This window comes from Halomonas alkalisoli, assembly GCF_021412585.1.
Taxonomy (GTDB): Bacteria; Pseudomonadota; Gammaproteobacteria; order Pseudomonadales; family Halomonadaceae; genus Halomonas; species Halomonas alkalisoli.
This window is the reverse complement of the sequence record NZ_JAKCMI010000023.1, coordinates 140,055-162,591: the sequence shown is the minus strand read 5'-3', so window position 1 is coordinate 162,591 and position 22,537 is coordinate 140,055. Positions and strand designations below refer to the sequence as shown.

The window sequence follows — 22,537 nt, the reverse complement described above, 5'->3', positions numbered from 1 at the left end:
ACAGGCCGATTCAGGTGGCGTGTCGTTCCAGCAATACGCCGCATTCGCAGTGATGGGTCCAGGGAAACTGGTCGAACAGCGCAAAACGGGTGACCCTGTGCGTGCGGCATAGCGTTTCCAGATTCCGCGCCAATGTATCGGGGCTGCATGAAATATAGACGATACGGGGATACTCGCTCAGTTGCCGGCAGCTCGCGTCGTCGAGGCCTGCCCGGGGAGGGTCCACCAGGACCGTGGCGAAGTCGTATGTCTCCAGCCCCATCTCCGCCACCCGGCGCCCGCCCTTCTCCCCCTTGAGCGCCTCGGCAAACTCCTCCGCCGACATCCGCCCGATCACCGCATTGTCGATGCCATTGGCCGCCAGGTTTTCCCGGGCGCTGGCCACCGAGGTGCGCGAAATTTCGGTGGCCAGCACGCGGCGAAAGTTCTCCGCCAGCGCAACGGTGAAGTTGCCGTTGCCGCAATAGAGTTCGACCAGGTCGTGATCCTGGCTCCCGCGAGTCACCTCACGGGCCCAGGCCAGCATGGCGCGACAGATCTCGGCGTTGGGCTGGGTGAAGCTGTTTTCCACCTGCTGGTAGACGAAGGAGCGCCCGTCCACGTCCAGTCGCTCCCAGACATGGTCACGCTCGAGCACCAGCCGCTGCTTGCGCGAACGGCCGATGATGAAGATGCCCAACTGATCCTGAAGCGCTTGCGCCTCGCTCTCCCAGGCCTCATCCAGCGGTCGATGGTAGATCAAGGTCACCAACGCCTCGCCGGTCAGCGTGGTCAGGAACTCCACCTGAAACAAACGATGCCGCAGCGTGGGGCTGGCCAGCAGCGCCTCGCGCAGCCGGGGCATCAACGCATTGATCTGCCGGCTGGCAACCGGATACTGATCCAGGCGAACGACGCGCTTCTTCCTGGGGTCCTCGGGGTCGCCCTCGGCCCCTTGCGTTTCGAACATCGCATAGAACAGGTCGTCGCCTTCATGCCAGATGCGAAACTCGCAGCGCTGGCGATAATGGCTCGGTGGCGATGCCAGAACCTCCAGCGGCGGCGGCGAGAAGGGGGCGAACTGGCGAACGATACGCTCGCGCTTGGCCTCGAGCTGCTGGTCATAGCGCGCGGGATCGACAACGGGAAGGGACACGGCAACTCCTGTCGTGGGCGTGGCAAGGAAGAAAGTATCAATCGAGGGATAGCAGCTGCGGCGCATCGAAGCCAAACGCCTCGAGGGCCCGGCTCAGGCGACTATCCAGGGCAGTGACAAAGCTGCGGTCACACTCGCCGCGAGACGCAGGCCGGGCGACGACCTGGGCCGTCCGGCGTGCGATGGCCTCGCCGGAGTCGATCAGGCGCACCCCGCGGGGTGCCGCCTCGGCAATATAGGCGCCGAGCAGGGGAAAGTGCGTGCAACCGAGCACCACGGTGTCCAGATCCTCGGCTGCCCAAAGCGGTGCCGTGGCATCCCGGATGATGCGCCGATCCGGCGTCTCGCCCGCCAGCAACCGCTCCGCCTGGCCCACCAGGGCATCGGCCGCCACCCGGGTGACCCGGCAGTCGGCGGCGAACTCCCGGATCAAGCGATCGGTATAGGGTCGGGACACCGTCGCACTGGTGGCGAGCAGGCCGATGTGTCGACTGCGACTCGACGCTGCGGCGGGCTTGATGGCCGGCACCGTGCCCACGACAGGCACCGCAAGCCGGTCGCGCAGCGCATCGAGCGCCAGGGTGCTGGCCGTATTGCAGGCCAGCACCAGCACACTACAGCCACTGGCCGCCACCGCGGCACTGCAGACCGACAGGATGCGTGTCACCAGCCAGTCATCTGGCCGCGTACCGTACGGCATCATGGCATTGTCGCAGGCGTAGGCCAGGGCGGCATCCGGCAGCCGGCGGCGCATCGGTGCAATGACCGACAAGCCGCCGACGCCGGAGTCGAAGATCAGAATCGGGCCGGACATGGGAAATAGGCCAACATGTGGGGGTCGCTCGGCTGCTGTGAGGCGCTTATTCTAGCAGCAAGCGGGACAGGCTCCCATCCGGCCCAAGCTGTCAGGTTGCCGGCTCGGGCGCCTCCCGCAGTTCGGCATAGAGCTCGGGGTAGGCGGCCTGCAGTCGCTCCAGCTGGGCGGCGGCGCCGTCGGGCAGTGCCTGCGCCAGGCGCTCCAGGTCCTGGTCGTTGAAGTGCTCACGAATCAGCGGGAAGAGCAGCTCCCGCTCGTCACGCAGGTAGGCCCGGTGTGCGTCGAGGTAGGCCTTCAGGTCCTCCGCGAAGCGATCCATGGGCACCACGGCATCCATCAGGATCATGTCGAGATCATTGGAGAGCCGCATCAGGCGCCGCCGCAGGGCCTGATAGTCGCTGGAAAGACGCTCGGTCAGCGCGCCGCTCTCGGGGGCCAGGGCACTGAGACGCTCGGTGCAGACCCGCTCCAGCGGAACCGTGAATCCTTCCATGTAGTCGAGTATATAATCGACGACCTCCCGAACCAGTTGAAAATTGGGTCGTTCGCCGGACGCCAGGGCCTTCTGCTTGAGCTGAAGCACGTGCAACATGCGCGCCATATTGGCATGATCCTGACGCAGTTGGGTCAGCATGGGCATGTCAAAGCCTCCTCTACCATCGAATGAAGCGGGCAATAAGAGTTGGATGCGCGGGACGAACGCAGGTTCAGTGTCGGGGCCGCTTATTCCTTGGCGACCCGATCGGGCATGGTGCCATATCACCCTAGTCTCTTTGGCTTAACACCGCACACCACCCAAGGTCGTATTGCATAATCCTTCAATCACCGAAACAACTGACGAAACATACAGTCACAAGGAGCGCTTCATGGACCTGTTCGGCCAGCCCTCGGACGATGCGGCACCACTGGCCTACCGCATGCGGCCCCGCCGCCTGGAGGACTACGTGGGCCAGCAGGCTCTGGTGGGGCCCGGCAAGCCGCTACGCCGCATGGTGGAGACCGGCACGGTCCGCTCGATGATCCTCTGGGGCCCGCCGGGGGTGGGCAAGACCACCCTGGCCGACATACTGGCCACGGAATCCGGCTCCCGCCTTGAGAGGCTCTCGGCGGTGATGGCCGGGGTCAAGGATATCCGCGAGTCGGTGTCCCGGGCAGAGGTGGCACGGGGACAGGGGCAGCCCACGCTGATGTTCCTCGACGAGATCCACCGCCTCAACAAGAGCCAGCAGGATGCCCTGCTGCCCCACGTGGAGTCGGGCCTACTGACGCTGATCGGCGCCACCACCGAGAACCCCTCCTTCGAGGTCAACTCGGCGCTGCTCTCCCGGGCCCGCGTTCACGTGCTCAAGCCCCTCGACGAAGCCGAACTGACCACCGTGATGCGCCAGGCCCTGGGCGACAGCGAACGCGGCCTGGGCAGTCGCCGCATCGCCGTGGATGACGAGACCCTCTCCATGCTGGCCCGGGCCGCCGCCGGCGATGCCCGGCGCGCCCTGGGCCTGCTCGAGACCGCCTGCGACTTCACCGTCGCCGATGGTGATAATGAGCGCCTGCCACGGGAGGCGCTGGAAGCGGTGATGGGCCATCAGGCCAGCGCCTTCGACAAGCAGGGCGACTACTACTACGACCTGCTCTCGGCCATCCACAAGTCCATCCGCTCCTCGCGGCAGGACGCCGCCCTGCTCTACATCGCCCGCTTCATCCAGGGCGGCGGCGACCCGCTGGACGTGGTTCGCCGGCTCGCCGCCATCGCCTCGGAGGACGTGGGCAACGCCGACCCTCGCGCCCTGCCGCTGGTCATCTCCGCCTGGGACGCCTACCTGCGCCTGGGGGATTACGAAGGCCAGCGTGCCATTGCCCACGCCGCCATTCATCTCGCCGTGGCCCCCAAGAGCAACGCCATCGACCAGGCATGGCATCGTGCCAAGGCGTTCGTGGCCGCGCAGCCGAGCCTGGAGGTGCCCGGCTACCTGCGCAATGCCCCGACCAAGCTGATGGAGTCGCTGGGCCATGGCCAGGGGTATCGCTACGCCCACGGCGAACCGGAAGGCTACCCGGCGGGCAGCGCCCACGACTGCTGGCCCGACGACCTGCCCCGCCAGCCGTTCTACCAGCCCAGCGATCACGGCCAGGAGAAGCGCTACGCCCAGCTGATGGCCTGGCGTGCCGCTCTGGATGCCCAGGCCGATGAAAGCGGAGAGTGAGCGCGCGGACAGGTGACGGAAGAGAAGCGATAGAAAAATGCGCCAGAAACAGCCGCGCCGCCTCGAGGGCGGCGCGGTTGCATCATGGGTTCCTGACGGGCGATCAGTGGGTGTCGCGAATCACATCGGTGCCGTCGGGAATCTCGAAGGTAAAGCGGCTGTCGTCGATGGACTGGTTCATGCGCACGTCACGAAACTCGATGGCGGTGCGCTGGCCGGTACTGTCGGTCATTTCCAGCCCACGCAACTCTTCGCCGCGAAAGGTCATCTCCAGCTCCTCGAACAGGGTGTCGGGGGACTTCGGCACCAGCCGGAAGGACTCATTGCTGCCCTGCTGCTGACGCGTGACGTCGTAGTTCTCGGTCAGTTCGCTGGCACTGCCGGAGAGCAGCAGCGCCGGCGTGTGGGTGACCCGCTGGTCCAGCGCCTGCACGGTGACCTGCTCCAGGTCCGGGTCGTAGAGATAGACTTCGCTGCCGTCGGAGATCACTTCCTGCTGATAGGGTGCGTCCACCTCCCAGCGGAACTTGCCGGGGCGCGACAGCCACATGGTGCCGCTCGCCTGCTGCAGGCGCTGGCCGCTGCCATCGAGAATCTGCTGCTCGAAGCTGGCCTGATAGGTCTCCAGGGGCTCCAGCATCGTGGCCAGGCGAGCCGCGCCTTGGCTGGCAAGGGCGGTAACCGGCATCGCGAGCATCATGGTCAGTGCGGCAAGGGTCTTCTTTACAGTCATTAGCGCTATCTCCATGGACAAGGTCCGTGATGTGAAATCCTGTCAATCGGACCCGGTGAACGCCGGCGGGTTGCATGGCCGCCGGCGCTTTCACGTTTGATGCATGTTTGGACGAAACCGGCGTCAATTCCCCACCGGCGGCGGTGCCAGCACTTCGCGAGCGCCATTGGTGCCCATGGAAGAGACCACGCCGGCCGACTCCATCGCCTCCACCAGCCGCGCGGCCCGGTTGTAGCCGATCTTGAAGCGGCGCTGCACCGCGGAGATCGAGGCCCGCCGGGACTCGGTGACGAACTGCACCGCCTCGTCGTAGAGTGCGTCCTGCTCGGCATCGCCGCCCTCGCTGCCTTCCGCCTCCAGCCCCGTCAGCGCCTCCGCCGAGACTCCGCCGGAGAGGATCTCCTCGATATACACGGGCTCGCCGCGGCGCTTCCAGTCCTCGACGATACGATGCACCTCGTCATCGTCGACGAAGGCGCCATGAACCCGGGTCGGCAGGCCGGAGCCGGCCGGCAGGTAGAGCATGTCGCCGTGGCCCAGCAGGTTCTCGGCACCGCCCTGGTCGAGGATGGTGCGGGAGTCGACCCGCGAGGAGACCTGGAAGGCCATGCGGGTGGGTATGTTGGCCTTGATCAGGCCGGTGACCACGTCCACCGAGGGGCGCTGGGTGGCGAGTATCAGGTGGATACCGGCGGCCCGCGCCTTCTGGGCCAGACGGGCGATCAGCTCCTCGACCTTCTTGCCGACGATCATGAACATGTCGGCAAATTCGTCGATCACCACCACGATGTAGGGCAGCTTCTCCAGTACCGGGGGCGGCTCGTGCATTTCCCAGGGCTGGGGGTCCCACAGCGGGTCGGCCACCTGGGCGCCCGCCCGCTCCGCCTCGTCCAGCTTGCCATTGAAGCCGGCGATGTTGCGCACCCCCATGGCCGCCATCAGCTTGTAGCGGCGCTCCATCTCGGCCACACACCAGCGCAGCGAATTGGCGGCCTCCTTCATGTCGGTAACCACCGGTGCCAGCAGGTGCGGAATACCGTCGTAGACCGAGAGTTCGAGCATCTTGGGGTCGACCATGATCAACCGCAGCTCCTCGGGCGTGGCCTTGAGCAGCATGGAGATCAGCATGGCGTTGACCCCCACCGACTTGCCCGAGCCGGTGGTGCCGGCCACCAGCAGGTGGGGCATCTTGCCCAGGTTGGCCACGACGGGGCTGCCGCCGATGTCCTGACCCAGCGCCATGGTCAGCGGCGACGCTTCCTGCTGGTAGCGATCGGAGTCGATCACCTCCCGCAGGCGGATCATGGCGCGATGAGGGTTGGGGATCTCGATGCCCACCGTTGGCCTACCGGGGATCACCTCGACGACCCGCACGCTCTTGACCATCAGCGAGCGCGCCAGGTCCTTGGCCAGGTTACTGATCTTGGATACCTTGACCCCGGCGGCCGGCTTGATCTCGAAGCGGGTGATCACCGGTCCGGGCCAGGTATTGACGACCTCGGCCTTGACGCCGTATTCGCGCAGCCGGGTCTCGAGCAGCTCTGCCATGTCGGTCAGCTGCTGCTCGGTGTAGTTCTGCTGGTGCGGCTCCGCCGGCGTCAACAGGCGCAGGCTCGGCAGCTCGCCATCCGGTTCCGCCAGTTCGTCGAACTGAGGACGCTGGCTCTGCAGATGCTCCACCGTCCATAGCGTCGGGCCTTCGGGCTGGGCCGCCGCGGCACGAGCCTGCTCAGCGGTGGCGACACGCCCTTCGCCCTGCGGCTCCCTGATCGGCTCGACATCGTCAGGCTCGCCAGCCTGGGGCTCCGGAGGGGCGGCGTCCTCTCTTGACGCAGCCGCCTGCTGCCAGGCTCGCAGGCCGGCCGCCTGATCGGGATATCCCCCGGACCGTTCGGGCTTGGTCTCTGGCTCGGGAACGGCCGGGCCACTCTCATCCTGATCATCGACCAGGCTGTCCCAGCTGAGACGCGGCTCCTTCGTCTCCTGCCGTTCATCGAGTTGCCAGTCACTGAGCCCCGGCTCACGCCGTGACGTACCTGCCTTCTCCTGCTCCGGCTGGGGTCTCTGTGGGTCGCCAAGGGAGGTCGTCGCCTCGACAGGAGCATCCCGCTGATCGTTGCGCGCGGTGTCACCATCGGCCATCGGCGCCTTGCCCTCCGTGGCCCGCAGCGGCATGGAAACCGATGCCGGCTCGTCATGACGACTGGCGCTCAGGGGATAGGAACCCGCAGCAGCCGCCGAAACGGCCCCCAGGGAGGGCTCCGGAGGGGAAACCGATGCTGGGCCAGCGCCATGGGCATGCGCCGCTTCACGAGCGGTATAGGCGGCTTCAGGTCGCTTCGCCGATGGCGTCCGCTCGGGCACCTCCCACGGAATATCGGTTTCGCCATCGTCGCCGAAGCCGGATGACAGGCTGGGCTCGCGGGATGCGGCACTGCCGATGGCCGGCTCCACCCCACCGCCACCCCAGGGCAGCAGCCGCCGCCAGCCACGCCGGCCCTGTGCCGACACCCTATCCCCCTCGTCCGCTACCGACTCGTCGAACGGTTCCTCGTCGTTCGACACCTCGTCGTCATCGCGCTCGGCACGCCGTGCCTCCTGGCGCTCCCGAACCAGGCCGAAGGGCGTGGCGGCCCAACGCCAGAGCTGCAGCCCACGATGCCCCAGTTCGTCCATCACCGTCAGCCATGACAGGCCGGTGAACAGCGGAAAGCCGCAGAGCATCGCGGACAGGGCAAGCAGCCCCGTTCCACCGGCATCGACCAGCGGCATCAAGGCCCCCACCAGCCCCTCGCCGAGGATTCCCCCGGACGCGTAGGGCAACTTGCTCTCGGGGCTGTAGAAGTGCAGCGCGCCCAGGGTGGTCGTCCCCAGCAGCAGCAGGACCAGTCCACCCAGACGCACCGCCACCCCCGTGGCATCCCACTCGATGTGAACCTTGCGCGAGCGGATCAGCCACCAGCCGGCAAACCCCAGCATGCCGGGCCACCAGAGGGCACTCGCCCCAAACAGTGAATAGAGCACGTCGGACAGCCAGGCCCCGATGGGCCCCATCCAGTTGTCGACGTCGGTTTCCGGCCCTCGATGGGACCAGCCGGGGTCTGCCGGCTCATAGCTGAACAGCGCCAGCAGCAGGAACACGCAGCCCGCCAGGAGCAGGATGATCGCACCTTCGCGGGCTGCGCCGTGCAGGTGGAGTCTCATGCGCCGTGCCGTCTGCCGGGCATTCTCCGCCGTCGCGCGCCGGGGCACGCTCTTTTCCTTTGCACTCAACTCGCCAACCCCCTCGCGCCGCACCTGGCGGCGCCTTTCATAAGCATTCGTATTGCCGGTTTCAGCCGTTCATCATACCGGGAGAGCAGGCCCCGGCACAGTAGCCGTGGGCTTTGCTTGAGGAAGAGTCGCTCCGCCCTCAAACTAGATACACCCTCACGACAAGGAGCGCCGCACCATGCTGCCCTGGCTTCCCGAACGACCGGTGAGCTTTCCCCCCGTGTCACAGGCGCTGCGTGACCCGGATGGGCTGCTGGCAGCAGGCGGTGCGCTCACACCCCAGTGGCTGCTGACGGCCTACCGGCGCGGCATCTTTCCCTGGTACAGCGACGATCAGCCCATCCTGTGGTGGAGCCCGGACCCTCGCATGGTGCTCTTTCCCGATGCACTACGCATCAGCCGCAGCCTGGCCAAGCGATTGCGCAACGCCGACTTCCGGGTAACCTTCAACCGCGCCTTCGCCGCAACGGTCGACGCCTGTGCGGCCCCCAGGCCGGGCCAGCCCGGCACCTGGATCACCCGGGAAATGCGTAGCGCCTACATCGACCTGCACCGGCTGGGCTATGCCCGTTCCGTGGAGGTCTGGCAAGGCGAGCGGCTGGTCGGCGGGCTCTACGGCGTCGCCCTGGGCCCGGTCTTCTTCGGTGAATCGATGTTCTCCCAGGCGCGGGATGCCTCCAAGGTGGCGCTGGTCCACCTGGTCCGCGCCATGCAGCAAGGCAACGGCCGGCTGATCGACTGTCAGATGCATACCCGTCATTTAGCCAGCCTGGGGGCTCGCGACATCGCCCGCGCCGAATTCATCGGCTATCTTGAAGAGTGCCTGGCGAAACCGATTTCGACCAGCGGCAGCCACCCGCTACCCGACTGGCCGCTGCCCGAGGTCGACCCCTGCGCCGAGACCATATCCGCTTTCAAATAGGAGGCGACCCACGTGAGCAGCAATACGCCTCAGCATCCGGTACGGGATCTGCGCTTCTTCCTGACCGTGCCTCACGCCTGCAGCTATCTCGAAGGCCACGAGGCGACAACGCTTTTCCTGGACCCCCAGGAGTCCCACAGCCAGGGCGTCTACGATGCGCTTGCCCTGCTCGGCTTTCGGCGCAGCGGGCGCCACCTCTACCGCCCCCACTGCGAGGGTTGCAGCGCCTGCCTCTCGGTTCGCATTCCGGTACAGGACTTTCAGCCCAGCCGCAGTCAGCGCCGCATTCGTCGACGCAACGCGGATCTTCGACTGATCGAGCGACCGGCGCTGTTCGACGCGGAACACTATGCGCTCTACGAACGCTACATATACGCCCGCCACAGCGACGGCGACATGTTCCCGCCAAGCCATGAACAGTACCGCACCTTTCTGACCCTGGACGAGCACTACTCACGACTGCTGGAGTTCCGGCTCGACGACCGGCTGCTGGCCGTATCGGCCTTCGACCATCTGGAACATGGACTATCGGCCATCTATACCTTCTTCGACCCAGCCCCCCAGTGGGACCGCCGGTCGCTCGGCGCCTACGCCGTTCTCAGCCTGGTGAAGGAGGCGTACCGCCGCGACCTGCCCCATGTCTACCTGGGGTACTGGATCCAGAACTGTCGCAAGATGTCCTACAAGGAGGCATACCAGCCCCTGGAGATACTCGACGGCCGGCATTGGCGGCGCACGCTTCCCACCGAAAATGCGCCATTGGAGTAAGGCCTTCTTTGCCTTGACGCCCAGCTTGCGGCACAATACCGCGCTATCCATCGGCGCAGAGGCTTGCCTGCTATCGCCGAATGAGGCTTCTGACCGTCCGGCACGGTCACCACAGGAAGTCGTCGAGATCATCGTTACCATCAGCGAGGAACCGCCTATATGGCACGTGAAGACCATATCGAAATGGAAGGCGTCGTCGTCGATACCCTTCCCAACACCACCTTCCGCGTCGAGCTGGAAAACGGCCACGTCGTGACGGCCCATATCTCCGGCAAGATGCGCAAGAACTACATTCGTATCCTCACCGGTGACAAGGTCAAGGTCGAGCTGACCCCTTACGACCTCACCAAGGGACGTATCGTCTACCGCTCACGCTGATAGCGAACGAGCCCGCTCCTCCCGCACCACAACGGCTCCCCACACACACGACAACGCCCCGTCCGAAGACAGGGCGCTGTGTCGAGCGGGTGCTAGCCTGCCCCGTCAAGGGGCGTCGGCCAACTCCGCCTCCGTGGAGAGGTGCAGTTCGCCATCCTCCACGTTGACGTGCACGATCCCGCCATGCTCCGCCAGTTCGCCAAACAAGATCAGCTCGGCCAGTGGCTTCTTCAGCCGTTCCTGGATGATACGGGCCATTGGGCGCGCACCCATGCTCGGATCGTAGCCCTTCTCGGCCAGCCAGTCCCGCGCTGCCATGTCCACATCCAGTTGGACCCGCTTCTCGTCGAGCTGCGCCTGTAGCTCCACCAGGAACTTGTCCACCACGCTGCGCACCACCGAGGTGGGCAGGGAGTGGAACTGGATGATGCCATCGAGCCGGTTGCGGAATTCCGGCGAGAAGGTCTTTCGAATCACCTCCATGGCATCGGTGGAGTGGTCCTGGGACTGGAAGCCGATGGAGCGTCGCGCCTGCTGCTCGGCCCCGGCGTTGGAGGTCATGATCACGATCACATGGCGGAAGTCCGCCTCACGCCCGTTGTTGTCGGTCAGCCGCCCGTGGTCCATGACCTGCAGCAGCAGGTTGAAGACTTCCGGGTGTGCCTTCTCGACCTCGTCGAGCAGCAGCACGCAGTGCGGCTGCTTGGTGATCGCTTCGGTGAGCAGGCCCCCCTGGTCGTAGCCGACATAGCCCGGGGGCGCGCCGATCAACCGGGATACGGTGTGACGCTCCATGTACTCCGACATGTCGAAACGCACCAGTTCGATGCCCATGATCCGCGACAGCTGGCGCGCCACCTCGGTCTTGCCCACCCCGGTGGGGCCGGCGAACAGGAAGCTGCCCACCGGCTTGTCGGGGGACTTGAGGCCGGCGCGAGAGAGCTTGATCGCCGCGGAAAGGCTGTCGATGGCCTCGTCCTGACCGAATACCAGCATCTTGAGATCGCGGTCCAGGTTCTCAAGCAGCTTGCGGTCGGAGCTGGATACGCTCTTCGGCGGGATCCGCGCGATGGAGGCCACCACCGCCTCGACCTGGTCGACGTCGATGGTGCCGATGCGCACCTCCGGCGGCAACAGCCGCTGATGGGCACCGGCCTCGTCGATCACGTCGATGGCCTTGTCGGGCAGGTGGCGATCGTTGATGTAGCGATCCGCGAGACGTGCCGCACTCTCCAGGGCCGCATCGGTGTACTTGAGCTGGTGATGCTCCTCGAAGCGCGAGCGCAGGCCCTTGAGGATGCGGATGGTGTCATCCACCGAGGGCGCCATGACATCGACTTTCTGGAAGCGACGCGCCAGGGCGCGATCCTTCTCGAAGATGCCGCGGAACTCCTGGAAGGTGGTGGAGCCAATGCAGCGCAGCTCACCGGAGGAGAGCAGCGGCTTGAGCAGGTTGGAGGCGTCCATGACGCCGCCGGATGCCGCCCCGGCGCCGATCACCGTATGGATCTCGTCGATGAAGAGGATCGCATTGGGCTGCTTCTTGAGCTCCGCCAGCAGGCTCTTCAGCCGCTTCTCGAAGTCACCGCGATACTTGGTACCGGCCAGCAGGGCACCCATGTCCAGCGAATAGACTACCGCGTCGCCGATCACCTCGGGGACGTCCTCCTCGACGATCCGCTTGGCCAGACCTTCGGCGATCGCGGTCTTGCCCACGCCGGCCTCACCCACCAGCAGCGGGTTGTTCTTGCGCCGCCGCGCCAGGATCTGGATGACGCGCTCGAGCTCATGCTCGCGCCCGATCAGCGGATCGATCTTGCCGATCCTGGCCTGCTCGTTGAGGTTGGTGGCATAGCCGGTCAACGGATTGGTGCCGCTCTCCGTACCGCCCTCCTCCGCTTCCTCGGAGTCCGGCGGCGGTGAGGAGGGGCTGTGACCATGGCCGGCCACCTTGGATATGCCGTGGGCGATGTAGTTGACCGCATCGACCCGCGCCACATTCTGTTGCTTGAGGAAGTAGACCGCCTGGCTCTCCTGCTCGGAGAAGATCGCCACCAGCACGTTGGCACCGGTGACCTCGCTCTTGCCCGAGGACTGCACGTGGAACACAGCCCGCTGCAGGACACGCTGGAAGCCCAGTGTCGGCTGGGTTTCACGGTCGCTCTGATCCTCGGGGATCAGCGGAGTGGTGGAGTTGATGAAGTCCTGCAGGTCGGACCGCAGCTTGTCGAGATTGGCCCCACAGGCTCTCAGCACGTCGGCTGCGGAGGCGTTGTCAAGCAGAGCCAGCAGCAGGTGCTCCACGGTCATGAACTCGTGCCGCTTGGAGCGGGCCACGGTAAACGCCGTGTTCAGGGTCAGTTCAAGTTCTTTGCTCAGCATGGCAGTCCCCTTCTCGCCGCTTAGGGCTTGCATCGGATCTTTCGTGGTCCGGCATCATCAACATCGGGCACAAACGCCGCCGTTGCAAGTCTCTTCCTCAACGACTGCCATTCTATATCCCGTTTCGACCATGTCCGGGAGTCAGTCCGCCGCCTCGATATCGCAGAGCAGCGGGTGCTGACACTCTCTTGCATATTGATTGACTTGGTGACTTTTGGTTTCCGCAATGTCGCGGGTAAATATGCCACAAGTGGCCTTTCCCTGGGTGTGAACCGTCAGCATCACCTGCACCGCGGTCTCACTGTCCATGAGGAAGAAGCTCTGAAGCACCTCCACCACGAACTCCATGGGGGTGAAGTCGTCATTGTGCAACACCACCTTGTACATCGGTGGGCGCGCCACCTCAGGGTCCGAGGACTGGACGGCCAGATCCTCGTCCCCCTCCTCATCGGGTCTCTCCTCGGGCCGCGGCGGCCTGGTCATGCCGGCGGTACTGCCGACCAGCCTGCTCGCATTCGGGTCTTCTGTCTTGAACATAAAAGCCACATACCATCTCGACAAGCCGTCCGCACCAGACATCTCGAAAATCATTGGACGCCCCAGGGCCGACAGGGTTCATGGTTCTGACGCAAAAGGCCCCCGCCCGCCAAGCGGCGGACGAGGGCCCCGGGTACTCGCCGAGCCGTTTACATGTTGTCGGCGACGGCCTGGCCGAACTCGGAGCACTTCAGAAGTTTGGCATCGTCCATCAGGCGATGGAAGTCATAGGTGACCTCGCCCTTGGAGATCGCCTTCTCCATGCCCTTGAGGACCAGATCCGCAGCCTCGACCCAGCCCATGTGGCGCAGCATCATCTCGGCGGAAAGGATCAGCGACCCCGGGTTGACCTTGTCCTGGCCGGCGTACTTCGGCGCGGTGCCGTGGGTCGCCTCGAACATGGCCACATTGTCGGAGAGGTTGGCGCCCGGTGCGATACCGATGCCGCCCACTTCAGCCGCAAGAGCATCAGACAGATAATCGCCGTTGAGGTTCAACGTGGCGATGACGTCGTACTCGGCCGGACGCAGCAGGATCTGCTGCAGCATGGCGTCGGCGATGACGTCCTTGACGACGATGTTCTTGCCGGTCTTGGGATTCTTGAACTGCATCCAGGGGCCGCCGTCGAGCAGCTCGGCGCCGAACTCTTCCTTGGCGATCTCGTAGCCCCAGTCCTTGAAGGCACCTTCGGTGAACTTCATGATGTTGCCCTTGTGCACCAGGGTCAGCGACTCGCGGTCGTTGTCCACGGTGTACTGCAGGGCCTGGCGCACCAGACGCTTGGTACCTTCCACGGAGACCGGCTTGACGCCGATACCGCAGTTTTCCGGGAAGCGGATGTTGGTGACACCCATCTCTTCACGGAAGAACTTGATGACCTTGTCGGCTTCGGCGGAACCGGCCTTCCATTCGATACCGGCATAGATATCTTCGGAGTTCTCGCGGAAGATGACCATGTCGACATCGCCAGGCTTCTTCACCGGGCTCGGCACGCCCTCGAACCAGCGAACCGGACGCTGGCAGACATAGAGGTCGAGCTTCTGGCGCAGGGCGACGTTCAGGGAGCGAATACCACCGCCCACCGGGGTGGTCAGCGGGCCCTTGATGGAAACCACGTAGTCCTTGACGGCTTCCAGGGTCTCTTCCGGGAGCCAGGTGTCGGCATCGTAGACCTGAGTGGCCTTTTCACCGGCGTAGACTTCCATCCAGTGAATCTTGCGCTCGCCGTTGTAGGCGTGCTGTACGGCTGAATCGATGGCAATCTTCATCGCCGGCGTCACGTCGACACCGATGCCGTCACCCTCGATGAACGGGATGATCGGCTCGTTCGGCACGTTCAGGGTGTTGTCAGCGTTGACGGTAATCTTTTCGCCGCCTTCAGGTACGACAATTTTCTGGAACCCCATTGAGAACTCCCCTGTCTGGTCTATTCAGTGGAGCGCGGAGTATAGCATTCACCCGGACAGTCGGAGTAGGCTTGCTCTCATATTTGTCGACAATCTATGGTAGCAAGACCTTGGTCGAATGAGCTTTCTCTATCTGCTGCACAAGCCCTACCGCATGCTCTCCCAGTTCACCGACCGCCCGGCCGAGGCTGGTGGTGCGACCCACGGTGAGCGGCGCGCCACCCTGGCGGACGTGCTCGATGTGCCAGGCATCTATGCCGCCGGCCGACTCGACTACGACTCCGAAGGCCTGCTGCTGCTGACCGATGACGGTGCGCTGATACACCGCATCAGCGACCCTCGTCACAAGCAGCCCAAGACCTATCGGGTGCAGGTGGAGGGTCGGCCGAGTGATACCGCCCTGCAGGCGCTGTGCCATGGCGTAAAATTGAAGGATGGCATGACGCGACCGGCCAGGGTGCGACGACTGGAGGAGAGCGGGCTGCCGCCACGCACGCCGCCGCTGGACCCCAAGCGCCACCCGGTGACCAGCTGGCTGGAGCTGACCATCAGCGAGGGGCGCAACCGCCAGGTGCGGCGCATGACGGCCCATGTCGGCCACCCCACCCTGCGACTGGTGCGCGTCGCCATCGGCCCATGGCAGCTCGACGGCCTGGCGCCGGGAGAGTGGCGTCGGGAGGTCCTGCACGCCCCACACACCACATCGCGGCGCTCACCGCGCCGAAAAGGAGGTCACCGATGAGCCGCTGGCAACCGCATGTCACCGTGGCCACCGTGGTGGAGCGCGCCGGCTGCTTCCTGATGGTGGAGGAAGCCCCGGATGGCGGGCAGACGCTCTTCAACCAGCCCGCCGGCCATCTCGAGCCCGGCGAACGCATCCGCGAAGCCGCCCTGCGCGAACTGCGAGAGGAGAGCGCCTGGCAGGTCGGCATCACCGACTACCTGGGGCTTTATGTCTACGAAGCGCCCGGTGGCCAGACCTTTCACAGCCACGGCTTCTTCGGCATGGCCCTGGCCCACCTGGGCAATGAGCTGGACCCGGCGATCATTGCCGTTCACTGGCTCACCCTGGAGGAGATCGAAGCGCTGGATCGACAGGGCCGGCTGAGAAGCCCCCTGGTTCTGCGCCGCATACGCGACGCCCTGGCCAGCCGCTTCTACCCCATGGACGTCATCCACGAGCGCTGAGCCAGCGCTAACCAGAGCCTCCTTTGCCGGGACACCTGACGGCGCCAGTCGCGACGCAAAGTCGGGGCGCCGAACCGAGCGCTCCAACAAGGCCGGTAGTTGCTGCTTACCATTTCATGACCAGCCGATAGAGCGCCGGGATCACCAGTAGCGTGAGCAGGGTCGAGGCGATGAGCCCCGAGATGATCGCCCAGGCCATGGGCGGCCACAGCGTCGACTGGGTCAGGGTCAAGGGCACCAGGCCGGCGACAGTGGTGGCGGTAGTGAGCAGCACCGGCCGGGTGCGCCGAGCGACCGCCCCGACGACCGCATCGTCCAGGGGCATGCCCTGCCTGCGATTGGTATTCATCACGTCGATCAGCACGATGGCATTGTTGACCACGATCCCCACCAGGGCGACGACGCCCAGCATGGCGGTGAAGCCGAATGGCTGCCCGGTCAGCCACAGGCCCGGGATCACACCGATGGCCGCCAGCGGCACGGTGGTCAATACGATGCCCAACTGGCGAAAGGAGTTGAACTGCGCCAGCAGGAAGACGACCAGCAACAGGATGCCGAATGGCAGGGTCTGGAACAGCGCCGTATTGGCATCCCCCGCCGACTCGGCCGCCCCACCCACCATGTAGGTCACTCCCTCCGGCAGCTCGAGCTCCGCCAGCCGCGGCAGCAGTCCGTCCAGCACCCCGGCATAGGTCTGGCCATCCGCCACCTCGGCCAGCACGGTGGTCATGCGGCGCAGGCCACGATGCTGGATCACCGCCGGCTGCCATGTCGTGCGCAGGGCGGCGACCTCGCCGAGAGGCACCGAGTCGCCGTTGTCCGCGGTCAGGCGCAGCCCTTCGAGCGCAGACAGGGGGAAGCGCTCGCCCTCCGGGGAACGAACCAGCAGCGCCGCGGGTTCCCGCTCGGCGCGCCAGGTACTCACCTCGATGCCGCGACTGGCACCCGCCACCGCCATGGCGACCTCGCGCCGCGACAGGCCGAACTCCCCGGCACGGGCATCGTCCACTTCCAGCCGCAGCGTGGGCAGCCCTTCACCCAGGGTATGCCGCGCATCCCGCGCGCCCTCGGCACCCCGCACCAGCGCAAGAATGCGCTCTGTGCCTTCGGCGAGCCGGCTGCGCTCCTCAGCGAAGACGCGAATCTCGACGGGGGCGGTGACGGGAGGCCCCTGCCCCAGGCGTCGCGCCACCACATCGGCCTCCGGCAACCGTTCCAGGGTAACGTCCCGGACCCACGCCATCAGCGGAGCCAGATCGTCGGCATGCTCCGCCTCGACCACCAGCCGCGCCAGATGCGCCTGACGGGGCTGCTCGACCAGGTTGTAATAGAACCGTGGACCGCTGAAGCCGGCAAAGAGGTGTACGCCGGTCACCGCCGGCCGCTCACGCAGGTTCGCGGCCAGCACGCTCGCCTCATGGGCGGTGTAATCGAGATGCGTGCCCTCGGCGAAGTGCAGGTCGATGACCAGTTGGTTGCGGTCCGTATCGGGAAAGAAGTCATGGTTGAGCAGTGGCACCATGGCCAGCGCGCCCACCAGCAGGACCACGGCGCCGGCGAGTATGCCGCCGGGCCAGCGAACGGCGAAGCGCCCGATCCGCGAACCGGCGCCTGACAGGCTGCGCCGCTGTGAGCCGCCGCCGGGCTTGAGGATGGCGGCGGCGAAGACGGGGGTGACGAAGACGGCATAGAGGTAGCTCACCACCAGGGTCAGCATCACCATCACCGGAATCGCCCGGGTGAAGTCGGCGGTATTGCCGCTGGAAAGCAGCAGCGGCACGAAGGCGGCCAGGGTGGTACCGGTCGCCGCCATCAGCGGCGCGGCAAGCTCTCGCACCGAACGCGACACGGCCTCCGCCGCCGAGAGCCCCTGGTCGCGATGCCACTGCAGGTTCTCCACCATGACGATGGCGTTGTCCACCAGCATACCCAGCGCAATCACCATGCCCGCCACGGCGATCTGGTGCAGGATGCCGCCTCCCATGGCATAGATGGCCAGGGCCGAAAAGGTCACCAGCGGCACGATCAGCATCACCGCGAATCCCAGCCTCAGGCCCATGGTCAGGAACAGCAGGACGCCGAGAATGGAAATACCCAGCAGCAGCGAGACGCCGAGTTCGGCCAGCCGCTGCTCCACCCAGCGGGGCTGATAGAACATCTCCTGGATCTGCAGCGGCGCATAGGCGGGGCGCACCTCGTCGAGCAGGCTGCGCAGGGATTCGCCGAAACGGACGGCATTGACCCGCTCGTTGGAGAGAATGATGCCCAGTGCCACGGCGGGCTCACCGTCATGCCAGATCCGCTCGATGGCAGGCTCCCGTGGCGACAGCCGTACATCCGCCAGCTCGCCCAGCGGAATGACGTCCCCACGCCGCGTGCGAATCGGCGTCATGGCCAGATCTTCGAGACTGCCAAACTCCGTCACCGGGTCGAGCACCACCGAGCGCCCGCCGCTGGAGAGGCTGCCTCCCGCGGATGTCAGGTTGCGGGCGGCCAACTGATCGCCCAGCGCCTGGGCATCGAGCCCGGTCAGTTCCGCCAGGGCATCGTCCCAACTGACGATGACCTGCTGCCCGGGATCGGCGAGCAGGTCGATGCGCGCAATGTCCTTGAGTCGGAACAGATCCCGCCGCAGCCGCTCGGCTGCCTCGCGCAGCTCGAGCAGGTCATCGGAGCCGGTCACCGACAGCACGATGCCGTGGGCGTCGGAGTCCCGATCGCTGATCTCGGCGTCACCCACCCCGTCGGGAAACTTGCGCGCTGCCCGATTCACCGCAATGCGGATCTGCTCCCAGGCGGCGTCGGTGTCATAGACATGCTCGTGCATCTCGATGGTGACATGCGCCACCCCCAGCCGCGCCGTGCCGATGAGCTCGTTGACCTCCTCGACCTGGGCCAGCTCCTCTTCCAGCGCGTTGAGCACCAGGCGCTCGACCTGCTCCGGCTCCGCGCCGGGATACGGCACCAGCACCTGGCCGAAGCGGTAGGGAAAGAAGGGATCCTCCTGACGGTCCATTGTCAGCCAGGCGGCCAGCCCGATCAGCGCCAGCAGTGCCGTCACGGTCAGCACCAGGCGCTTGAAGTGCAGCGTCGCGTGCAGCCACTTCATCGCAGTACCCGCACGCTATCGCCCTGCTGGAGGCGCCCCTGGCCCGCCACCACCACCCGGTCGCCGGGAGAAAGCGGGGCCGAGATGGTCACCCAGCCGTCCGCCAGTCGCCCCGGTGCCACCTCCACCCGCCGCACGGTCTCGTCATCCGTCAGGGCAAGCACATAGGGCGCATGTCCCCCGGGGTCCTGCACGGCAGAGAGTGGCACCTGCAGCGATGACCCCATGGGAACGGCAAGAGATACCTGCACCGACTCCCCGGGGGCCAGGCGCGGGTCGGGATCGAGTTCGACCACCACCGGCACCAGCGCCGAACCGGCTCTCCCCACGCTGCTGATCCGCCCCTGGAAGCGGCCTTCATGCAGCGTCGGCGACACCTGAGCCGTCATCCCCGCGGTTAGCCGTGCGCCGAGCATCGCCGGGACGCGAATCGCCACCTCCACGCCATCGACACCGGAAAGCGCCAGCACCGGTTCGCCGGCGGCCACGAAGTCGCCCGCCTCGACGAACAGGTCGGCCACGTCGGCGGCGAAGGGTGCCCGCAGCGTCATCTCCTCGACCTGGGCCCGGGCGTCGGCACGGGAGGCCACCGCCTGCTCCCGGGCCTGGACGGTGGCCTCCCGTTCCGACACCAGCCGATCCAGCTCCTCCTGGGCGACCAGGTTCCGTTCGCGCAGCGCCCGGGCCCGCTCCACATCCCTGCCTAGCCTGGCCAGATGGGCATCGAGTTCCCTCACCCGCCCCTCGGCTCCGGCCAGGGCAGGCTCCAGGGCCGGATTATGCAGGCGTGCCAGGGGGGCGCCCTTCTCGACGCGCTGGCCGCGCTCCACGAGGCGCTCCCTGAGCACGCCGGCATGCAGGAAAGCCGGCGACACCCGCTCCTTCGGGCGGACGATGCCGGGGAAGCGAACTCGCTCTTCGGCGGCACTGTTCCGCACCGGGCTGACGCGAACGGCAGCCCGAGCATCGACCGTCGCATTCACCGCCTGACTGGCGGCCGGCGCCCTGTCGCAGCCCCCCAGCAGCGCCAACAGCCCCAGCGCCGCCATTGCCAGGCCCACCCTTCGACTATGCCTCATGTTGTTGTCTTCCTCTTTAACAAACTGGCCGACCAGTCAGTTATTGGCACAAAAAAACTCAATCGCGAGGCGCGACCCCGGCCATGAAGATCTTCAGGAAATCTTCCAGAAAAGCCTCGTCGCTGCCCATGCCCGGCCAATGCTGATGATGACACTTGGCCTCGAACCACTGGGTGCAGGTCATGACGAAGGTCGCCACGATGTGGGTCGGGTTGACATCGGCCCGCAGCAGGCCGCGCTGCTGCGCCTGTCGCACCCATTCGGCCCCGGCACCCATCAGCTGCGCATCCATGTCGCCACAGCTGGTGTCCCCCTCCAGGTGGGTCCAGGCGAAGAGCCGCACGGCCTTCGGGTTGGCCTTCAGGTAGTGGAAATAGGCTTCCACGGAAGCGCGCAGCAGCCCGGCATCAGGCTCCCCGGCTTCCTCGAGCATCGCCATCTGGGCGCTGAAGTACTGCTCGAAGGCATGCTCCTTGACCGCCTCCCAGAGCCGTTCCTTGCTGCCGAAATGGTGATGGATAAGGCTCTTCGTCACGCCGGCGGCACTCGCCAGCTGGCTCATGGTCACGCTGGAGAAACCCTGCTCCACGAACAGGTCCGTCGCCGCCTCCATGATGCGCAGCCGGGTCTGTTCGGGATCTCGTGTCGTCGCTGGTTTATTCATGTTGGCAATTTAATGCTAACTGGCCGACCGGTCAATAAGCTTTGCACCCTTGCCGCTGCCGCCCGTGACGGGGGATGGTCGAAGCCTCCCGGCAAGATAAGGTATAATCCCCGCCCATTTGCGACCCATTCAATCCGAGAGCGCCCATGACCGCCACCCCAGGCAAGGTGATCGTCGGCATGTCCGGCGGCGTCGACTCCTCCGTTTCCGCCCTGCTGCTGCTGGAGCAGGGGTATCAGGTCGAAGGCCTGTTCATGAAGAACTGGGACGAGGACGATGGCACCGAGTACTGCACCGCCAAGGCCGACCTGGCGGATGCCGAAGCCGTCTGCGAGAAGCTCGGCATCCGGCTGCACACCGCCAATTTCGCCGCCGAGTACTGGGACAACGTGTTCGAGCACTTCCTGGCCGAGTACAAGGCCGGGCGTACTCCCAATCCGGATATCCTGTGTAACCGGGAAATCAAGTTCAAGGTGTTCCTCGAATACGCCGAGATGCTCGGTGCCGAGAAGATCGCCACCGGCCACTATGTTCGCCAGGGGGTTCGGGACGGACGCCCGCGCCTGCTCAAGGGCATTGACGTCAACAAGGACCAGAGCTATTTCCTGCATGCCGTGCCCGAGGCCGCCATCGCCCGCACCCTGTTTCCGGTGGGCGAGCTGGAAAAACCCGAGGTGCGCGCCGTCGCCGAGCGCCACGGGCTCGCCACGGCGAAGAAGAAGGACTCCACCGGGATCTGCTTTATCGGTGAGCGCCGCTTCCGCGACTTCCTGCAGCAGTACCTGCCGGCACAGCCGGGGGTGATCGAGACCCCCGAGGGCGACGTCATCGGCGAGCACATGGGCCTCATGTACTACACCCTCGGGCAGCGCCAGGGGCTCGGCATCGGCGGGCTCGCCGACTTCCCCGAGGAGCCCTGGTACGTGGCCGCCAAGGATCTGGAGCGAAACGTACTGGTCGCCGTGCAGGGCAAGCACCATCCGCTGCTGTACAGCGACAACCTGGCGACCGAAGCGATGGACTGGGTGGCCGGCGAGCCCCCGGCAAGAGAAGGACGCTTTACCGCCAAGACCCGCTACCGGCAGGCCGATGTGCCTTGCTGGATGCAGACCCTCACCGACGGCGGCGTGGAGGTGCACTTCGACGACCCGCAGCGTGCCGTCACCCCGGGACAGTCGCTGGTACTCTACGACGGTGACATCTGCCTCGGCGGCGGCGTGATCCGCGCCACCTGGAAAGCCACGGAGTCAGCCGCATGACTGCCACCCCGATTCACCGAATCCCGGACTCACCCACCGCCCGTCAGGCCCTGGCACTGGCCGGCGTGTTCCAGTCCGCCAGCCTGGTCGACGAGCTGGCACGCACCGGCCAGGTCGAACCGCGCGCCTGGGAAACCCTGATTCGCGCCACGCTGGATACCAACCCCGACAGCTTCGAAGCCATCTATGGCGGCCACCCCAACAACCTGCGGCGCGGCCTCGATGTGCTGGAAGCGGTGGTGGGTCGCAAACAGTCCAATCCGGTGGTGCTGCGCTACGGCTTCACCTTGCTGTTGCTGATGAACAAGCTGCGCCAGGATGACGAGATGATGGCGGGACTGGGCCAGCGCCTGACCCGCATTCAGGGCCAGGCCGAGCACTTCGGTGCCACCCACGAGAATGTCATCGCCAGCCTCGGCGAGGCCTATCAGGAAACGCTGTCGACGCTGAAGACCCGCATCGTGGTGCAGGGCGACCCCTCCCTGCTGCAGACTCGCATGATGCCCGAGCGGGTGCGCGCCATCCTGCTCGCCGGCATCCGTTTTGCCCTGCTCTGGCACCAGCAGGGCGGGCGGCGCTGGAAACTGGTCTTCCAGCGTGGCGCCTTGAAGAACACCCTGGATCAGCTGGGCTGACTGCCCGCTTCCCTATCCTTTACCACCGTACCGGAAACCCGACCATGC

The 22,537-nt window shown here is 65.8% G+C and carries 19 protein-coding genes; 8 read left to right on the top strand and 11 right to left on the bottom strand.

Annotation, left to right across the window (positions count from 1 at the left end; genetic code table 11):
- Window positions 1-10 precede the first annotated feature (10 nt).
- From trmA to LY622_RS09295, 3 genes are all read right to left on the bottom strand, one after another.
- Window positions 11-1,135 (bottom strand): tRNA (uridine(54)-C5)-methyltransferase TrmA, encoded by a 1,125-nt coding sequence (gene trmA / locus LY622_RS09305; protein WP_234290632.1) that lies wholly within the window; start codon window positions 1,133-1,135, stop codon window positions 11-13.
- Between the two features lie 37 nt (window positions 1,136-1,172).
- A complete protein-coding gene (murI, locus tag LY622_RS09300; protein ID WP_234290631.1) occupies window positions 1,173-1,949 on the bottom strand; it encodes a glutamate racemase in 777 nt (258 codons plus the stop codon).
- A gap of 91 nt (window positions 1,950-2,040) precedes the next feature.
- Entirely contained in the window at window positions 2,041-2,586 is a 546-nt protein-coding gene (locus LY622_RS09295) for a hemerythrin domain-containing protein (RefSeq protein ID WP_234290797.1), read from the bottom strand.
- 232 nt (window positions 2,587-2,818) lie between these two features.
- Here LY622_RS09295 and LY622_RS09290 point away from each other — a divergent pair, with 232 nt between their 5' ends.
- Window positions 2,819-4,156 (top strand): replication-associated recombination protein A, encoded by a 1,338-nt coding sequence (locus LY622_RS09290; protein WP_234290630.1) that lies wholly within the window; start codon window positions 2,819-2,821, stop codon window positions 4,154-4,156.
- A gap of 103 nt (window positions 4,157-4,259) precedes the next feature.
- Here LY622_RS09290 and lolA read toward each other — a convergent pair whose 3' ends face one another.
- Both lolA and LY622_RS09280 read right to left on the bottom strand, forming a co-directional pair.
- A complete protein-coding gene (gene lolA, locus LY622_RS09285) occupies window positions 4,260-4,889 on the bottom strand; it encodes an outer membrane lipoprotein periplasmic chaperone LolA (protein ID WP_234290629.1) in 630 nt (209 codons plus the stop codon).
- Between the two features lie 123 nt (window positions 4,890-5,012).
- Complete coding sequence (locus LY622_RS09280) at window positions 5,013-8,093, bottom strand: DNA translocase FtsK (RefSeq protein ID WP_234290796.1); 3,081 nt, start codon at window positions 8,091-8,093, stop codon at window positions 5,013-5,015.
- A 247-nt stretch (window positions 8,094-8,340) separates the two neighbouring features.
- Between LY622_RS09280 and aat the strand changes: the two genes are divergently transcribed.
- The 3 genes from aat to infA all read left to right on the top strand — a co-directional run bounded on the left by aat (window position 8,341) and on the right by infA (window position 10,230).
- Window positions 8,341-9,084 carry a leucyl/phenylalanyl-tRNA--protein transferase gene (aat, locus tag LY622_RS09275; protein WP_234290628.1) on the top strand — a complete coding sequence of 248 codons (744 nt, stop codon included), beginning with the start codon at window positions 8,341-8,343 and terminating at the stop codon, window positions 9,082-9,084.
- 12 nt (window positions 9,085-9,096) lie between these two features.
- Window positions 9,097-9,852, top strand: coding sequence for an arginyltransferase (locus LY622_RS09270; protein ID WP_234290627.1), 756 nt, complete (start codon window positions 9,097-9,099; stop codon window positions 9,850-9,852).
- Window positions 9,853-10,011: 159 nt separating this feature from the next.
- Window positions 10,012-10,230 carry a translation initiation factor IF-1 gene (gene infA, locus LY622_RS09265; RefSeq protein ID WP_010627817.1) on the top strand — a complete coding sequence of 73 codons (219 nt, stop codon included), beginning with the start codon at window positions 10,012-10,014 and terminating at the stop codon, window positions 10,228-10,230.
- 105 nt (window positions 10,231-10,335) lie between these two features.
- Here infA and clpA read toward each other — a convergent pair whose 3' ends face one another.
- The 3 genes from clpA to icd form a co-directional block, all read right to left on the bottom strand.
- The gene (clpA, locus tag LY622_RS09260; protein ID WP_234290626.1) at window positions 10,336-12,612 is read right to left on the bottom strand and encodes an ATP-dependent Clp protease ATP-binding subunit ClpA; all 2,277 of its coding nucleotides are present in this window, start codon (window positions 12,610-12,612) and stop codon (window positions 10,336-10,338) included.
- A 141-nt stretch (window positions 12,613-12,753) separates the two neighbouring features.
- Window positions 12,754-13,149, bottom strand: a complete 396-nt coding sequence (gene clpS, locus LY622_RS09255; protein ID WP_234290795.1) for an ATP-dependent Clp protease adapter ClpS — start codon at window positions 13,147-13,149, stop codon at window positions 12,754-12,756.
- Window positions 13,150-13,298: 149 nt separating this feature from the next.
- Entirely contained in the window at window positions 13,299-14,555 is a 1,257-nt protein-coding gene (icd, locus tag LY622_RS09250; RefSeq protein WP_234278872.1) for an NADP-dependent isocitrate dehydrogenase, read from the bottom strand.
- 118 nt (window positions 14,556-14,673) lie between these two features.
- On the opposite strand from icd, the gene LY622_RS09245 reads away from it, so the two are divergent.
- Together LY622_RS09245 and LY622_RS09240 are read left to right on the top strand one after the other, a co-directional pair.
- A complete protein-coding gene (locus LY622_RS09245) occupies window positions 14,674-15,297 on the top strand; it encodes a pseudouridine synthase (protein WP_234290625.1) in 624 nt (207 codons plus the stop codon).
- Entirely contained in the window at window positions 15,294-15,743 is a 450-nt protein-coding gene (locus LY622_RS09240; RefSeq protein WP_114575266.1) for an NUDIX domain-containing protein, read from the top strand. Before LY622_RS09245 ends, LY622_RS09240 begins: the two co-directional genes overlap by 4 nt.
- A gap of 106 nt (window positions 15,744-15,849) precedes the next feature.
- Here the strand turns inward: LY622_RS09240 and LY622_RS09235 are convergent, their stop codons facing one another.
- Genes LY622_RS09235 through LY622_RS09225 form a run of 3 tightly spaced genes read right to left on the bottom strand, consistent with a single transcriptional unit; the run spans window position 15,850 to window position 20,595 of the window.
- Window positions 15,850-18,852: an efflux RND transporter permease subunit gene (locus LY622_RS09235; protein ID WP_234290624.1), complete on the bottom strand. Its 3,003-nt coding sequence runs from the start codon at window positions 18,850-18,852 to the stop codon at window positions 15,850-15,852.
- Complete coding sequence (locus LY622_RS09230; RefSeq protein WP_234290623.1) at window positions 18,849-19,931, bottom strand: efflux RND transporter periplasmic adaptor subunit; 1,083 nt, start codon at window positions 19,929-19,931, stop codon at window positions 18,849-18,851. Before LY622_RS09230 ends, LY622_RS09235 begins: the two co-directional genes overlap by 4 nt.
- A gap of 58 nt (window positions 19,932-19,989) precedes the next feature.
- Window positions 19,990-20,595 carry a TetR/AcrR family transcriptional regulator gene (locus LY622_RS09225; protein WP_234290622.1) on the bottom strand — a complete coding sequence of 202 codons (606 nt, stop codon included), beginning with the start codon at window positions 20,593-20,595 and terminating at the stop codon, window positions 19,990-19,992.
- Window positions 20,596-20,741: 146 nt separating this feature from the next.
- Here LY622_RS09225 and mnmA point away from each other — a divergent pair, with 146 nt between their 5' ends.
- Both mnmA and hflD read left to right on the top strand, forming a co-directional pair.
- Window positions 20,742-21,854 (top strand): tRNA 2-thiouridine(34) synthase MnmA, encoded by a 1,113-nt coding sequence (gene mnmA, locus LY622_RS09220; RefSeq protein ID WP_234290621.1) that lies wholly within the window; start codon window positions 20,742-20,744, stop codon window positions 21,852-21,854.
- Entirely contained in the window at window positions 21,851-22,489 is a 639-nt protein-coding gene (gene hflD / locus LY622_RS09215; protein WP_234283069.1) for a high frequency lysogenization protein HflD, read from the top strand. The genes mnmA and hflD overlap by 4 nt, the downstream gene beginning before the upstream one ends.
- Window positions 22,490-22,537 lie beyond the last annotated feature (48 nt).

Excerpts from the sequence above, each read along its gene's own strand:
- murI (WP_234290631.1), bottom strand. The coding sequence starts at position 1,949 with ATGTCCGGCCCGATTCTGATCTTCGACTCCGGCGTCGGCGGCTTGTCG.
- LY622_RS09295 (WP_234290797.1), bottom strand. The coding sequence starts at position 2,586 with ATGCTGACCCAACTGCGTCAGGATCATGCCAATATGGCGCGCATGTTG.
- LY622_RS09290 (WP_234290630.1), top strand. The coding sequence starts at position 2,819 with ATGGACCTGTTCGGCCAGCCCTCGGACGATGCGGCACCACTGGCCTAC.
- lolA (WP_234290629.1), bottom strand. The coding sequence starts at position 4,889 with ATGACTGTAAAGAAGACCCTTGCCGCACTGACCATGATGCTCGCGATG.
- LY622_RS09280 (WP_234290796.1), bottom strand. The coding sequence starts at position 8,093 with ATGAGACTCCACCTGCACGGCGCAGCCCGCGAAGGTGCGATCATCCTG.
- aat (WP_234290628.1), top strand. The coding sequence starts at position 8,341 with ATGCTGCCCTGGCTTCCCGAACGACCGGTGAGCTTTCCCCCCGTGTCA.
- infA (WP_010627817.1), top strand. The coding sequence starts at position 10,012 with ATGGCACGTGAAGACCATATCGAAATGGAAGGCGTCGTCGTCGATACC.
- clpA (WP_234290626.1), bottom strand. The coding sequence starts at position 12,612 with ATGCTGAGCAAAGAACTTGAACTGACCCTGAACACGGCGTTTACCGTG.
- clpS (WP_234290795.1), bottom strand. The coding sequence starts at position 13,149 with ATGTTCAAGACAGAAGACCCGAATGCGAGCAGGCTGGTCGGCAGTACC.
- icd (WP_234278872.1), bottom strand. The coding sequence starts at position 14,555 with ATGGGGTTCCAGAAAATTGTCGTACCTGAAGGCGGCGAAAAGATTACC.
- LY622_RS09245 (WP_234290625.1), top strand. The coding sequence starts at position 14,674 with ATGAGCTTTCTCTATCTGCTGCACAAGCCCTACCGCATGCTCTCCCAG.
- LY622_RS09240 (WP_114575266.1), top strand. The coding sequence starts at position 15,294 with ATGAGCCGCTGGCAACCGCATGTCACCGTGGCCACCGTGGTGGAGCGC.
- LY622_RS09235 (WP_234290624.1), bottom strand. The coding sequence starts at position 18,852 with ATGAAGTGGCTGCACGCGACGCTGCACTTCAAGCGCCTGGTGCTGACC.
- LY622_RS09230 (WP_234290623.1), bottom strand. The coding sequence starts at position 19,931 with ATGAGGCATAGTCGAAGGGTGGGCCTGGCAATGGCGGCGCTGGGGCTG.
- LY622_RS09225 (WP_234290622.1), bottom strand. The coding sequence starts at position 20,595 with ATGAATAAACCAGCGACGACACGAGATCCCGAACAGACCCGGCTGCGC.
- mnmA (WP_234290621.1), top strand. The coding sequence starts at position 20,742 with ATGACCGCCACCCCAGGCAAGGTGATCGTCGGCATGTCCGGCGGCGTC.
- hflD (WP_234283069.1), top strand. The coding sequence starts at position 21,851 with ATGACTGCCACCCCGATTCACCGAATCCCGGACTCACCCACCGCCCGT.